Consider the following 13,348-nt stretch of genomic DNA (forward strand, 5'->3'; position numbering starts at 1 on the left):
CTCAAAAGACCTACAACCCCTAGGAGACTCGCCGTGTCCGAAGTAGCCATCCCCGTCGAGCCGCGCAACGAGTTCGGCAAGGGCGCCGCCAGGAAGATCCGCCGCGCCGACAAGGTGCCGGCCGTCCTGTACGGCCACGGCACCGACTCGCGCCACCTCACCCTCCCGGGCCACGCGCTGATGATCGCGCTCCGTACCCCGAACGTGCTGATCAAGCTGAAGGGCCTCGAGGGCGGCGACGAGCTCGCCATCCCCAAGGGCGTGCAGCGGGACCCGATCAAGGGCTTCATCGAGCACATCGACCTGCTCCTGGTCAAGCGGGGCGAGAAGGTCAACGTGGAGATCCCGGTCACCGTCACCGGTGACGTCGTCGCCGGGGGCCTGCTCGACCAGCAGCTCATCCAGGTGGCCGTCGAGGCCGAGGCCACGCACATCCCGTCCGGTGTCGAGGTCGACATCACCGGGCTGGAGGTCGGCACCGCCGTCCTCGCGGGCGACCTGAAGCTGGCCCGCGGCGTGTCGCTCGTCGCCGACGCCGAGACCCTGGTGCTGCACGTGATCGCCGCGCCGACCGCCGAGCAGATGGAGGGCGAGGTCGCCGTCGCCGAGGAGGCCGAGGAGGCCGAGACCGCCGGCGAGGAAGCCGCGGAGGAGCAGCCCTCCGCCTGACGACCGTGAGATGGACGGGGCGGCTCCGCGGGGCCGTCCCGTCTATCGTTTGGTACAGAGGTTGAGCCGAGGAGGGGACGTCGTCGTGGAGAGGTGGCTCGTCATCGGGCTCGGCAACCCCGGGCCTCAGTACGCCGGCAATCGCCACAACGCCGGCTTCTTCGTGCTGGACGAGCTCGCGGGCCGGGCCGGCGGCCGGTTCAAGGCGCACAAGGCCCACGCCGAGGTGGTGGAGGGCAGGCTCGCGGACTCCCCGGTGGTGCTGGGGAAGCCCCGCTCGTACATGAACCTGTCGGGTGGGCCGACCAAGGCGCTGGCCGACTTCTACAAGGTGCAGCCCGACCATCTGATCGTGGTCCACGACGAGCTGGACATCCCGTACGGCGCGTTGCGCGTGAAGCTGGGCGGCGGCGACAACGGGCACAACGGCTTGCGCTCGATCACCAAGGCGCTGGGCACGCGCGACTACGCACGCGTCCGGTTCGGGGTGGGGCGCCCGCCCGGCCGGATGGACCCGGCGGAGTTCGTGCTCCGGGATTTCGCCACTGCGGAGCGCAGAGACCTCCCTCTCCTGGTCGATCGCGCGGCGGACGTCGTCGAATCGCTCATCGGCCGGGGCTTGGCGGCGACGCAGAACGATTTCCACGCTGTGGACCTCTCGCCGGCCCGCCCGCCGCGCTGATTTTCTTCCAGCGCATGATGTTTTGAAATAGCTCCGCCTGCTCGACGGCGTCGTCGAGGGCATTGTGCGTGTGTTTATATGTTGATCGGATCTCCTCGGGCATCTGGCGTTTCGTGGCCCATCCGATGGGGACGTCGGCTTTTGCGGCGTAGAGCGTCTTGATATCCAGGCAGCGGGAATGGCCGAACGGTGATCCGGACTCGTTGAACGTGATGAAGTACCAGTACATCCACATCCAGTCGAACGCCAGCGGATAGGCGACGAAGACGGGCTGCCGCTCCCGTCCCACGAGCCTGATCCAGGAGGCCGCGGCCGTCATGGCCTGCCGGGGGTCCTGGCCTTCGGCGATGAGCCGGTCCCGGTCCAGGCCGCTCACCGCGAGCGCCTCGGGGACGTAGTTCTCGCTGATGGGCTTGAGTTCCGCGTAGAAGGTCTGGGCGAGCGGATCCGAGGGGATGAACCGGGTCCCCTCCCGGGATCCCGCGACGGAGAGGCCGAAGCTGACCATCGAGTAGGGGCCGGGAATGGGACCGTCCGCCTCAATATCGGCGGAGATGTAGATTTCTGACTTCACCGAACCAACCTACCGTGTCCCCATCTTTCATACTCCCAAGTCCCGTGCTTAAGCGGTCCATGCCATGCCACGACGGCGTTCTATGTGGTGTTAAGTCGATATTGCGATGGAGAAGGCCGCGGAGGTTTCTCGAATTCGCCGAGACCGGCGTTAAGCGCATCGTTAGTATTCCCAGGCCGCTGTGCGCAATCGCCGCCACCGGTGAATGGGAGGAGACGTGTCCGGGAACCCGGGTGGGCTCGCGCCGCCGTGCGCGTGGCCGGAGGGACAGGTCAGGGGGGCGCGCCGCCGTACCGGATCCGTCCGCCGCCGCCCGCCCGACCTGCCGGACTGGGTCCGCCGATACCGGGCCGGAGCGCTCGCCGCGGACTTCGGCGCCGCGCTGGCCGGCGGAGTCGCCGCCCTCCTGCTGCGATTCGGCCCGGCCAACCACCTGTACGCGGTGACCACGCTGGCCCTGCCCTTCCTGTGGATCGGCGCCGTCGCGCTCAACCGCGCCTACGAGGTGCGGCTCATCGGCATCGGCTCCGATGAGTTCCGGCGCGTGGCGCACGCCGGGTTCATGCTCACCGCCGCCGTCGCGATCGGCGCCTACGTCACCAAGACCGACGTCGCCCGCGGCTACGTCGTCCTCGCCCTTCCGCTCACCGCCACGCTCACCCTCGGCGTCCGGTACGGCCTGCGGCGGCGTCTGCACCGGCGCCGGGCCCGCGGGCACTGCATGCGCCGGGTCGTGGCGGTCGGGCATCGCGCGGCGGTGGCGGACCTCGTCCGCCAGCTGCTGCGGGAGCGGTACCACGGAATGGAGGTCGTCGCGGTCTGCCTGCCCGCCGTCTCGGCCGCCGAGGACCCGGTGGCGGACGTCGAGGTGCTCGGCGACTTCTCCGAGGTCCCCCTCGTGGCCGGCCAGGCGGCCGCCGACACGGTCGCGGTGCTGGCCTGCCCGGAGATGGACGGGCTGGCGCTGCGCCGGCTCGCCTGGCGACTGGAGAAGACCGGTACCGACCTGGTCGTGGCACCGGCGCTGATGGACGTCGCCGGTCCGCGGACCACGATCCGGGCGGTGGCCGGGCTTCCGCTGCTCCACGTCGAGCATCCCGAGCTCTCCGGCACCCGGCAACTGATCAAGACCCTCTTCGACCGCTGTACGGCCGCGCTCGCGCTGCTCGCACTGAGCCCGCTCCTGCTCGTCCTGGCGGTTGCCGTTCGGCTCTCCGGTCCGGGGTCGGTGCTCTTCCGCCAGGTCCGGGTGGGGCGGGACGGCGCCGAGTTCACGATCTACAAGTTCCGGACCATGGTCGCCGACGCGGAGTCCTGGCGGGACGGGCTCCGCAGCGAGGGGGACGGTCCGCTGTTCAAGATCCGCTATGACCCGCGGATCACCCCGCTCGGCCGGTTTCTCCGGCGCTGCTCCCTCGACGAGCTGCCGCAGCTGATCAACGTGCTGCGGGGGGACATGTCCCTGGTCGGGCCGAGGCCGCCGCTCCCGGAGGAGGTCGCCGGCTACGGGGACGACGTACGGAGAAGACTCGTGGTGCGACCCGGGATGACCGGGCTGTGGCAGGTCAGCGGCCGATCGGACCTCTCCTGGGAGGAGTCTGTACGGTTGGACCTGCGTTATGTTGAAAACTGGTCGCTCATGCTCGACCTCCAGATCTTGTGGAAGACCTGGTCGGCGGTCGCGCGTGGCGCGGGAGCATACTGAAGGGCTACCGGCGTGCACACTCCTGACGATCACACCCTCGCCCGGGACCTGGCCGAGGAAGCCGGACGGCGACTGCTCCGGCTGCGCGAGGAACGGGGCTTCGGCGATCCGGGGACTTTGAAGGACACCGGCGACCTGACCTCGCACGAGTTCCTCATGGAGTCCTTGGCCCGGCTCCGGCCGGACGACCGCGTCCTGTCCGAGGAGTCCGACCGGGCGGAGCGCATGGATCCCCGGCGCCTGACCGCGGACCGGGTCTGGATCGTGGACCCGCTCGACGGGACCCGGGAGTTCGCCGAGGAGGGCCGGAGCGACTGGGCGGTCCACGTCGCGCTCTGGGAACGGGGTCGGCTTACCGCGGGCGCGGTCGCGCTGCCCGCCCAGGGCCGTACCCTCACCACCGCCGATCCGCCCAAGACACGTCCGATTCCGGACGGACCGGTACGGATCACGGTGAGCCGGAGCCGTCCGCCGGAGTTCGTCCGGCGGCTCGCCGAGTCGATCGGGGCGGAGCTGGTCCCCATCGGTTCCGCCGGAGCGAAGATCGCTGCGGTGCTCACCGGGGAAGTCGACGCGTACGTCCACGCGGGCGGGCAGTATGAGTGGGATTCCGCGGCCCCGGTCGCCGTGGCACAGGCCGGGGGATTCCACGCGAGCCGCGTCGACGGCGCGGCGCTCACCTACAACGAGGGTGACCCTTGGCTACCGGATATTCTGGTATCCCTACCCGGACTGGCGCCAATGTTGCTCGCCGGTATCCGTGACCTGAACGACTAGCGGCGCACCCCCGGAGGAAACCCCATGCTTCAGCGCGACTACACCACGTCGCAGCTCGATGTCCTCGAGGCCGAGGCGATCCACATCATGCGGGAGGTCGCGGCCGAGTTCGAACGGCCGGTCCTCCTCTTCTCCGGCGGCAAGGACTCGATCGTCATGTTGCGGGTGGCGGAGAAGGCGTTCTGGCCGGCGCCGATCCCGTTTCCGCTGATGCATGTGGACACCGGGCACAACTTCCCCGAAGTGATCGAGTATCGGGATCACCGGGTGGCCGAGCTCGGGGTGCGGCTCGTGGTGGCGAGCGTGCAGGACTCCATCGACTCGGGCCGGGTCGTCGAGGAGACCGGCAGGCGGGCGTCGCGGAACCGCCTGCAGACCACGACGCTGCTCGACGCGATCGAGGAGCACGAGTTCGACGCGGTCTTCGGCGGGGCGCGCCGGGACGAGGAGAAGGCGCGGGCCAAGGAGCGGGTGTTCTCGTTCCGGGACGACTTCGGCCAGTGGGACCCGAAGAACCAGCGGCCTGAGCTGTGGAACCTCTACAACGCGCGGATCCGCAAGGGCGAGCACATCCGCGTCTTCCCCCTGTCCAACTGGACAGAGCTGGATATTTGGGACTATATCCGGCGGGAAAAGATTGAGATCCCGTCGATCTACTTCTCCCACACCCGCAAGGTTTTCGACCGGGACGGAATGCTTCTCGCCGATTGCGAGTTCGTACAGCGCAGAGAGGACGAACCGCTGCGGGAGGCCGTCGTGCGTTACCGGACGGTGGGCGACATGACCTGCACCGGGGCCGTCGCCTCGCGGGCGGGCACGATCGAAGAGATCATCGCTGAGATCGCCGCCACCCGGATCACCGAGCGCGGGGCCACCCGCGCGGACGACCGCGCCTCCGAGGCCGCCATGGAAGACCGTAAGAAGGAAGGCTACTTCTAAATGGACATCTTACGATTCGCCACGGCGGGCTCGGTCGACGACGGCAAGTCCACCCTGATCGGGCGGCTGCTGTACGACTCCAAGGCGATCTTCGAGGACCAGCTTGAGGCGGTCGAGCGGACCTCGCGGGACCGGGGCACCGAGTACACCGACCTGTCGCTCCTCACCGACGGCCTGCGCGCCGAGCGGGAGCAGGGGATCACGATCGACGTGGCGTACCGCTACTTCGCCACGCCCCGGCGGAAGTTCATCATCGCCGACACCCCCGGGCACATCCAGTACACCCGCAACATGGTCACCGGAGCCTCGACCGCGGACCTGGCGATCGTGTTGATCGACGCACGCAAGGGCGTCCTGGAGCAGTCGCGGCGGCACGCCTTCCTCACCACGCTGCTGCGGGTTCCGCATCTGGTGCTCGCGGTGAACAAGATGGACCTGGTCGACTACTCCTCCGAGCGGTTCGAGGAGATCCGCGAGGAGTTCACCTCGTTCGCGGCCAAGCTGAACGCCCCCGACCTGACGTTCATCCCCATTTCCGCCCTGCACGGTGACAACGTGGTCTCCCGGTCGGAGAACATGCCGTGGTACAACGGCTCATCCCTCCTGCACCACCTGGAGAACGTGCACATCGCCTCGGACCGGAACCTGGTGGACGTCCGGTTTCCCGTGCAGTACGTCATCCGCCCGCAGAAGGCGACCAGCCCGGAGCTGCACGACTACCGCGGCTACGCCGGTCAGATCGCCGGAGGCGTGCTCAAGCCCGGCGACGAGGTGATGCACCTGCCCTCCGGCCTGACCACGCGGATCGCCGCCATCGACACCTTCAACGGCTCGGTGCAGGAGGCGTTCGCCCCGATGTCGGTGACGCTCCGCCTCGAAGACGAGATCGACATCTCCCGCGGCGACATGATCTGCCGGCCGAACAACCGGCCGGAGACCGCCCAGGAGCTGGAGGCGATGGTCTGCTGGATGAGCGACACCGCACGGCTCGCCCCCCGGTCCAAGCTGGTCATCAAGCACACCACCCGGACGGCCCGCGCGCTTGTACGCGACCTCCACTACCGGCTGGACGTGAACACGCTCCACCGGGACGAGGCGGCGCCCTCGCTGGGCCTGAACGAGATCGGGCGGGTATCCCTGCGGGTGACCCAGCCGCTCTTCGTCGACGACTACGCCAGAAACCGGCTTACCGGCGGCTTCATCCTCATCGACGAGGCCACCAACGGGACCGTCGGCGCCGGCATGATCGTCGAGGCCCGCTAGCCCCGACGCGGCGTGGCGGCTCCGCTGTCGAAGATCGGTAGACACGAGCACGTCGCTGACGAAGTGGCCAGTCGATCGGCGAAGCCTCACCCCTGATGGTGGAGAAGGCGTGTGGGGGCGAGTGCGGGTACGGCGAGCCGGCATCGTGTGGGCCGGATTCGGCGGCCGAGCCTGCACACCGCCCCTACAACGGTCAACGGAGCCCCGCTGAACAGTGATCTTGCCCGACACTGTTCCGGCGGGAGCTCCGTCGCCGTCTCGGCTGAGACGCATTCGCCTGATTGCTTCAGACGACATGGGCGTTGCCCGCGCTCAGCCTCCGCACGCCCGGTAGCCGAAGACGTTGTCGCGGAACTCGTACCGTTCGCGGGTCGTGATCTTCCCGGTGGTGAGGTTGATCTCGAGGACGCGGATGGGACTCGGCGTGGTCAGCAACTCCTCTTGGATGTGCACGGTCAGCTTGTCGGCGGTGATCCAGTCGGTTGCGAAGACCGCTTGGTAGCCGTACTCAGGCACCTTGACCTTGACGTTCCTGATGCGCCTGCCTGTGGTCAGGTCGATGATCTCGACGGCGTCTTTACCTGCGGTTGCGGTGAGGTGCGCCACTGAGCGGCCGTCGGCGCCGAGTGCTAAGGGGGCGTAGCCGAGAAAGCTCGGTGGGATTTCGCTTTTCAGTGTCGCGCGTGCGAGCACCTCGCCGCGCAGTGAGTAGGAGATCAGCTCCAGCCGGTCGCCTTTGAGCGACCTCACGGTCAGGGCCTCGTCACCGTCGCCGCTGAACCCTTCGAACGAGGCTTTTCCGTCGGTGGGCGCTCTGTCGAGGACGCCGGTTGTGCCGGTCCCCGGTAGTTTGGCCAGCTTGACGGCCCGGTCGACGTTGAAGATCTGGGTGTTGACCGCCAGGTGGGTCCCGTTGTCCGAAAGTTGGAGGGCTACGTTGTCCGCCCGGGTGGGCAGTGCCTCTCTCGGCATGACGTACACGTCGCCGCCCAGGTCTCTGACAACGATGCGGTGGTCGTTCGCCCGGATGTAGGCCACCCGTCGGCCGTTCCCGCTGATCGCGATCGCGGCCATCTCGGTGCGGATCGGCTTGCCCTTCTTGCTGCGGGCGTTGACCTGGGCGTCGTGGAGAATGATCTGCTTTCCGTTGCGCAGGGTGAGACGCCACGGCCCGCACGCGTGCTGGGTGAGGACCTTGCAGCGGTCGAGCGTGGCGTGACGGATGGTGTTCTTTGTGTGGGGGTGGGTTTCCGCCCGCGTGGTGAGGGGTGTCGCGACGGTCGCGACAAGGGTGAGTGCCACCGTGGTGAGAACGGTGGCCAGACGATCGAAGATCTTTGTCATGCTGCCTCCCTGCACGCTTTGATGCGAACGGAGGGCTATTTGTTCGGCCCAAAAATCGGCGAGTCGCGGCCTGCCGGATGCTGCAGGCAATGCGGATCTAGAGCCGATGTCTTTTGGCTAGGTATAGCAATCACAGTGCTCATTCGGATGCTTTTATCCTCTTTGGTGGCTTTGTTCAGTGTTGAGGCTGAGCCCGAGTGGCCACAGGTCTGCTGATAGGAGGGGTACGGGCTGTGCTCGGCCCATCGGGGTTGCCGCCTTCCCTGGCTCACTCGCACCGGGACTCCTTGAAACCTGGGGGCCGCGGCCCCCAGGCCGTATCAGACAGTCGTGAGAGCGATTTTGGTGGGACCGAAAAGGAAGATCAAGATTGGGGTTGGCGATTGGACGGATGTGTGCCGGGGGCGTCCTGGTCGCATCGTCGATGGAAAATGTCTCCCCTTTAGCTGATATATCGGATTTGTCGAAGTGGTCTCCCGGTCGGAGAACAGGCCGTGGTACAACGGCTCCTCCCTCCTGCACCATCTGGAGAACGTGCACATCGCCTCCGACCGGAACCTGGTGGACGTCCGGTTTCCCGTGCAGTACGTCATCCGCCCGCAGAAGGCGACCAGCCCGGAGCTGCACGACTACCGCGGCTACGCCGGTCAGATCGCCGGAGGCGTGCTCAAGCCCGGCGACGAGGTGATGCACCTGCCCTCCGGCCTGACCACGCGGATCGCCGCCATCGACACCTTCAACGGCTCGGTGCAGGAGGCGTTCGCCCCGATGTCGGTGACGCTCCGCCTGGAGGACGAGATCGACATCTCCCGCGGCGACATGATCTGCCGGCCGAACAACCGGCCGGACAATGATCCTTGTGCTGTGCGTTCCCTCTAGGGGTACAGACAGTACAACGATCAGAGGCCGGTCCAGCCCACCACCTCGATGGGTCCACGGAGCTCCCGGTGAACGGTGATCTTGCTCGACACTGTTCTCGCAGAAACCCCGTTGCCGTTTCGACTGCTGAGGCATTCGCCCGCTCAACCGGCCGACGTCGGGTGTTGGCCGCGCTCAGCCTCCGCATGCCTCGTAGCCGAAGACGTTGTCGCGGAACTTGTAGCGTTCGCGCGTCGTGATCTTCCCGGTGGTGAGGTTGATCTCGAGGACGCGGATGGGACTTGGCGTGGTCGGCCCTTCCTCTTCGAGGTACACGGTCAGCTCATCGGCGGTGATCCAGTCGGCTATGAAGACCAGCTGGAGACGACCGCTGTAAAAGATACCCATCTTGACCTTGACGTTCCTGACGATCTCACCCGTGATCAGGTCGATGATCTCGACGGAGCCTCCCCCGGTGTTCGTGGTGAGATGCGCTACTGTGTGGCCGTCGGTGCCAAGTGCGTACGGAACATAGCTGTAGGCGGTCGGCTCGTCATCGCTTTTCAGCGTCGCGCGTGCGAGTAACTCGCCGCGCAGTGAGTAGGAGGTCAACTCCAGCCGCTCGTCCTTGAGCGGTTTCACGGTCAGGACCTCGTTGCCGTCGCCGCTGAATCCTTCGATCGTGGCCTCCCACGGGAGCTCGGCCAGCTTGACGCCCCGGTTGACGTCGAAGATCTGGTTGTCGATCGCCAGGTAGGTGCCGTCGAGCGACAGTCGGAGGGTGACATCGTCCCCCCGTGTGGGCAGTGACTTCCTCGGCATGACGTGCACGTCACCGCCCAGGTCTCTGACGACGATGCGGTGGTCGGCGGCGCGGATGTAGGCCACCTGCCGACCCTGTCCGCTGATCGCCATCGCGGCCATCCGTTCCAGGATCGGCTTGCCGCGCTTGTCACGCGGGTGGACCTGGGCATCGGCGAGAGTTATCCGCTTGCCATTACGCAAGGAAAGCCGCCAGGGCCCGCATGCGTGCTGGGTGAGGACCTTGCAGCGGTCGAGCGTGGCGTGACGGATGGTGTTCTTTGTGTGGGGGCGGGTTTCCGCCCGCGTGGTGAGGGGTGTCGCGACGGTCGCGACAAGGGTGAGTGCCACCGTGGTGAGAACGGTGGCCAGGCGATCGAAGATCTTTTCCATGGTGCCTCCCTGCACGCTTTGATGCGAACGGAGGGCTATTTGTTCGGCCCAAAAATCGGCGAGTCACGGCCTGTCGGATGCTGCCGGGCAATGTGGAGCCAGAGCCGATGCCTTTTGGTTTGGTATGGCAATCTCAGTGCTTATTCAGCTGCTTCTGTCCTCTTTGGGAGTGCTGTTTAGTGTTGAGGCTGAGCGCAAGTGGCCCCAGGTCCGCTGATAGAGGAGGTGCGGGCTGCGTGCGGCCAGTCGGGGTCGCCGCCTTCCCCGGCTCGCTCGCTGGATTCTTCGAAGCCCGGGGGCCGCCGCCCCGGGCTGTATCAGACAGTCGTGAGACTATTTTTGGTAGGGCCGAAAAGGGAGATCAAGATCCGGCTGGGGATCGGGCGGACGTGCCAGGGGTTCCCTTGTCGCGTCGTCGATGGAAAATGTCTCACCTTTAGCTGACATATCGGATTTGTCGAATTGGTGTTTCGGATTAATACCCTCAGATGTGGCCAATTTCGCATGGTTCATTAATGGCGATGATTGGTCGAGCTGCTGACTCCCGGGCCCGGTTCCAATAACGTTCATTGAGTAATGCGGATATCCCGATTCGGTAAACGGGATTTGCGTGGCCGACCCTGGAGGTGGGCATCGATGGACGCTGGTCGGGTCGTGTTCCTCGGCGGGCTGGGGCGGAGCGGCACCACGTTGCTGGAGCGCCTCCTCGCCCAGTTGCCCGGGGTGGTGGCACTGGGCGAGGTGGTCCACCTCTGGGAGCGGGGGTTGCGGCGGAACGAGCCGTGCGGCTGTGGTGTGGCGTTTCTGGATTGCCAATTCTGGCGAAATGTCGGAGATCGGGCTTTCGGCGGCTGGGATCGGCTGGACGTCGCGGAAATCCTCCGGCGAAAACGGCGGGTGGATCGCATCCGCAGGATTCCCTGGCTGGCCTGCGCGGCGGTTCCGGCTGCCCGGATCGGCGGCCGACGGTCCGCCGTGGCCGACTACGCCCACTTATATCTCCGGCTATACGCAGCGGCCTCCGCGGTGAGCGGCCGTCCCGTGGTGATCGACTCCAGCAAGCACGCCTCACTCGCCTTCTGCCTGCGCACCGCCGATCCGGCCTTCCGGGTGGCGCACGTCGTCCGGGACAGCCGGGGCGTCGCCCACTCCTGGGCCAAGCGCGTCGAACGCCCGGAGGACGGCGCCCCGATGACCCGGTGGCCGCCGCTCCGCACCGGGATCCACTGGCTCGTCGAGAACCTCGCCTTCGAGCTGCTCTCCCGCCGAGGTGTGCCGGTGACGCCCGTCCGGTACGAGGAGCTCCTCCGTGCTCCCCGTGCCACGCTGGCACACCTCGCAGGGAAACTCGGACTCCGGTGCGACGACGGGGCCCTGGACTTCGTCGGCACCGGCCACGCCGAGCTCTCCGTCGCCCACACCGTCTCCGGCAATCCGCTGCGCTTCCGCACCGGCCGGGTCGATCTCCGCTCCGATCAGGCGTGGCGGAGCCGGCTGCCCCGCCTTCAGCGGGCGACGGTCACCGTGCTGACCTGGCCGCTGCTCAGCCGGTACGGCTACCGCGGGAGCCCACTGTGACCTGGCCGGCCGTCGGTGTGGTGGTGCCGACCCGGGGAAACCGGCCCGAGCTGCTCCGCCGTACCCTAGACGCGATCTCGGCGCAGGACTACCCCGGTCCGGTACGGACCCTGGTCGTCGCGGATCGGGGCCATCCGGGGACGGTCCCGGCCGAGGTGATCGAGAACCGGCGGTCCCCCGGCCTGCCCGGCGCGCGGAACACGGGGATCCTGGCCCTCGGCACCGAGCTGGTGGCTTTCTGCGACGACGACGACGCCTGGCTTCCCGGGAAGCTGACCGCGCAGGTCAGGGCGTTACGGGCGGCCCATGGGGCGGAGTTCGCCAGCTGCTCGATCACCGTCGAGTCGGCGGGTCGCTCCGTCCACCGGCTGGCGGGCCGGGCCGAGGTGACCCACGCCGACCTGCTCCGCTCCCGCATGGTCATGGTTCACTCCTCGACGTTTCTCATCGACCGGCAGGCCCTCATCCACCGGATCGGGCTGCCGGACGAGTCGATTCCGGCCGGTCAGAACGAGGACTGGGATCTGGCGTTGCGTGCCGCGAAGCGGCATCCGATCACCCATGTGGACGTGCCGCTGGTCCGGGTGACCTGGGGCCGGACCTCGATGTTCGCCCAGGTCTGGCAGGACCGCATCGCGGGGCTGGAGTGGATGCTGCGGTGCCACCCGGAGCTGAGCGGGAGCCGGGCCGGCGCCGCGCGCGTCTACGGCCAGCTGGCGTTCCACAATGCGGCGCTCCGGCGCCGCCGAGCCGCGATCCGATGGGCCTGGCGCGCTCTCACCACCAATGCCACCGAACGCCGGGTGCCGATCGCGCTCGCCGTCGCTCTCGGCGTGATCCCGGCGTCGACCGTCTTGCGGATGTCGCACATGTGGGGGCGAGGGATCTAGCCATGGCAGCGGAGAGATCAGACCGGGTACGGATCGCCGGGATCGCCCTGGACGCGATGACGGAATACGACGTCGTCGAACACCTGGTCGCCGCGGTGCGGGGCGGGCGGGGAGGCCATATCGTCACCCCCAACGTCGACATCTGCCGGAGGGCGCGACGCGACGCGCGCCTCGGCGAGCTGCTCGCCCGGGCGGACATCGCCGTTCCCGACGGGATGCCGCTCGTCTGGGCCGCCCGGCTTGGCGGGCAGCCGCTGCCAGAACGGGTCACCGGGTCCGCGTTGATCTGGTCCCTCAGCGCGGCCGCGGCGGGGAACGGCCTCTCCGTCTACCTGCTCGGGGGCGCGCCCGGGGTTCCCGAACAGGCGGCCCGGGCCTTGGCGGCGAGACATCCCGGATTGGTCGTCGCCGGGGTCCACGCCCCTCCGTTCGGCTTCGACCGGATCGGTGCGGAGGGGATCGAGGAGGTCCGGGGCCGCCTGCTGGAGGCCCGGCCGGACATCGTCTTCGTGGGGCTCGGCTTCCCCCGGCAGGATCTCTTGATCGACCGCCTCCGGCCGGTGCTGCCCAAGGCCTGGTTCCTCGGCTGCGGGTCCGCGATCTCCTTCGCCGCGGGAGAGGTACGGCGTGCGCCGCTCTGGATGCAGCAGGCCGGCCTCGAGTGGTTGTGGCGGCTCGGCAGCGAGCCGCGTCGCCTGGCCCGCCGCTACCTCGTCGACGACCTGCCCTTCGCGGTGCACCTGCTCGCCACAAGCTGGCTGGCCCGCCTGACCCGGTAAGCCCGAAGCGGGTTCTCTGCTGCGCCGGCCCGGCTTTCGCGGTGCACCTGCTGGTCGCGAGTCGGCCGACCCGCTTGTCACGGCAAGCGGGTTCGC

At 67.7% G+C, this 13,348-nt stretch carries 12 protein-coding genes and 1 pseudogene; 10 read left to right on the forward strand and 3 right to left on the reverse strand.

Features of this window, described 5'->3' with window-relative positions:
- Positions 1-33: 33 nt before the first annotated feature.
- Complete coding sequence (locus tag RUR_RS13740) at positions 34-669, forward strand: 50S ribosomal protein L25/general stress protein Ctc (protein WP_283135396.1); 636 nt, start codon at positions 34-36, stop codon at positions 667-669.
- An 85-nt stretch (positions 670-754) separates the two neighbouring features.
- Complete coding sequence (gene pth, locus RUR_RS13745; RefSeq protein ID WP_283135397.1) at positions 755-1,351, forward strand: aminoacyl-tRNA hydrolase; 597 nt, start codon at positions 755-757, stop codon at positions 1,349-1,351.
- Here the strand turns inward: pth and RUR_RS13750 are convergent.
- Positions 1,275-1,925 (reverse strand): 3'-5' exoribonuclease domain-containing protein, encoded by a 651-nt coding sequence (locus tag RUR_RS13750; protein ID WP_283135398.1) that lies wholly within the window; start codon positions 1,923-1,925, stop codon positions 1,275-1,277. The two genes, pth and RUR_RS13750, sit on opposite strands and share 77 nt — an antisense overlap.
- A 205-nt stretch (positions 1,926-2,130) precedes the next feature.
- On the opposite strand from RUR_RS13750, the gene RUR_RS13755 reads away from it, so the two are divergent.
- From RUR_RS13755 to cysN, 4 genes are read left to right on the forward strand one after another with little or no spacing between them, the layout of a single operon-like run.
- Complete coding sequence (locus RUR_RS13755; protein ID WP_428846993.1) at positions 2,131-3,630, forward strand: sugar transferase; 1,500 nt, start codon at positions 2,131-2,133, stop codon at positions 3,628-3,630.
- Between the two features lie 12 nt (positions 3,631-3,642).
- Positions 3,643-4,407 (forward strand): 3'(2'),5'-bisphosphate nucleotidase CysQ, encoded by a 765-nt coding sequence (locus tag RUR_RS13760; protein ID WP_283135399.1) that lies wholly within the window; start codon positions 3,643-3,645, stop codon positions 4,405-4,407.
- A gap of 24 nt (positions 4,408-4,431) precedes the next feature.
- On the forward strand, positions 4,432-5,346 hold the full coding sequence (gene cysD, locus RUR_RS13765; protein WP_283135400.1) for a sulfate adenylyltransferase subunit CysD: 915 nt from the start codon (positions 4,432-4,434) through the stop codon (positions 5,344-5,346).
- Positions 5,347-6,609, forward strand: coding sequence for a sulfate adenylyltransferase subunit CysN (cysN, locus tag RUR_RS13770; protein ID WP_283135401.1), 1,263 nt, complete (start codon positions 5,347-5,349; stop codon positions 6,607-6,609).
- 312 nt (positions 6,610-6,921) lie between these two features.
- On the opposite strand, the gene RUR_RS13775 is transcribed toward cysN, so the two are convergent.
- Entirely contained in the window at positions 6,922-7,953 is a 1,032-nt protein-coding gene (locus RUR_RS13775) for a hypothetical protein (RefSeq protein WP_283135402.1), read from the reverse strand.
- A gap of 468 nt (positions 7,954-8,421) precedes the next feature.
- Here RUR_RS13775 and RUR_RS13780 point away from each other — a divergent pair.
- Positions 8,422-8,799, forward strand: a pseudogene (locus RUR_RS13780) (sulfate adenylyltransferase); the annotation flags it as partial.
- A gap of 207 nt (positions 8,800-9,006) precedes the next feature.
- Here the strand turns inward: RUR_RS13780 and RUR_RS13785 are convergent.
- Positions 9,007-10,005 (reverse strand): hypothetical protein, encoded by a 999-nt coding sequence (locus RUR_RS13785; RefSeq protein ID WP_283135403.1) that lies wholly within the window; start codon positions 10,003-10,005, stop codon positions 9,007-9,009.
- Between the two features lie 636 nt (positions 10,006-10,641).
- On the opposite strand from RUR_RS13785, the gene RUR_RS13790 reads away from it, so the two are divergent.
- Genes RUR_RS13790 through RUR_RS13800 form a run of 3 tightly spaced genes read left to right on the forward strand, consistent with a single transcriptional unit; the run spans position 10,642 to position 13,252 of the window.
- On the forward strand, positions 10,642-11,583 hold the full coding sequence (locus RUR_RS13790; RefSeq protein ID WP_283135404.1) for a sulfotransferase family protein: 942 nt from the start codon (positions 10,642-10,644) through the stop codon (positions 11,581-11,583).
- Positions 11,580-12,473 carry a glycosyltransferase family 2 protein gene (locus RUR_RS13795; RefSeq protein ID WP_283135405.1) on the forward strand — a complete coding sequence of 298 codons (894 nt, stop codon included), beginning with the start codon at positions 11,580-11,582 and terminating at the stop codon, positions 12,471-12,473. Before RUR_RS13790 ends, RUR_RS13795 begins: the two co-directional genes overlap by 4 nt.
- Positions 12,474-12,475: 2 nt before the next feature.
- Entirely contained in the window at positions 12,476-13,252 is a 777-nt protein-coding gene (locus RUR_RS13800; protein ID WP_283135406.1) for a WecB/TagA/CpsF family glycosyltransferase, read from the forward strand.
- Positions 13,253-13,348: the final 96 nt, after the last annotated feature.

Origin of the sequence: Rhizohabitans arisaemae (assembly GCF_025996515.1) — a bacterium.
Classification (GTDB): domain Bacteria; phylum Actinomycetota; class Actinomycetes; order Streptosporangiales; family Streptosporangiaceae; genus Rhizohabitans; species Rhizohabitans arisaemae.

Bases quoted from the DNA above. Each gene is read 5' to 3' on its own strand.
- RUR_RS13755 (WP_428846993.1), top strand. From the start codon at position 2,131: ATGGGAGGAGACGTGTCCGGGAACCCGGGTGGGCTCGCGCCGCCGTGC.
- cysD (WP_283135400.1), top strand. From the start codon at position 4,432: ATGCTTCAGCGCGACTACACCACGTCGCAGCTCGATGTCCTCGAGGCC.
- cysN (WP_283135401.1), top strand. From the start codon at position 5,347: ATGGACATCTTACGATTCGCCACGGCGGGCTCGGTCGACGACGGCAAG.
- RUR_RS13775 (WP_283135402.1), bottom strand. From the start codon at position 7,953: ATGACAAAGATCTTCGATCGTCTGGCCACCGTTCTCACCACGGTGGCA.
- RUR_RS13785 (WP_283135403.1), bottom strand. From the start codon at position 10,005: ATGGAAAAGATCTTCGATCGCCTGGCCACCGTTCTCACCACGGTGGCA.
- RUR_RS13790 (WP_283135404.1), top strand. From the start codon at position 10,642: ATGGACGCTGGTCGGGTCGTGTTCCTCGGCGGGCTGGGGCGGAGCGGC.
- RUR_RS13800 (WP_283135406.1), top strand. From the start codon at position 12,476: ATGGCAGCGGAGAGATCAGACCGGGTACGGATCGCCGGGATCGCCCTG.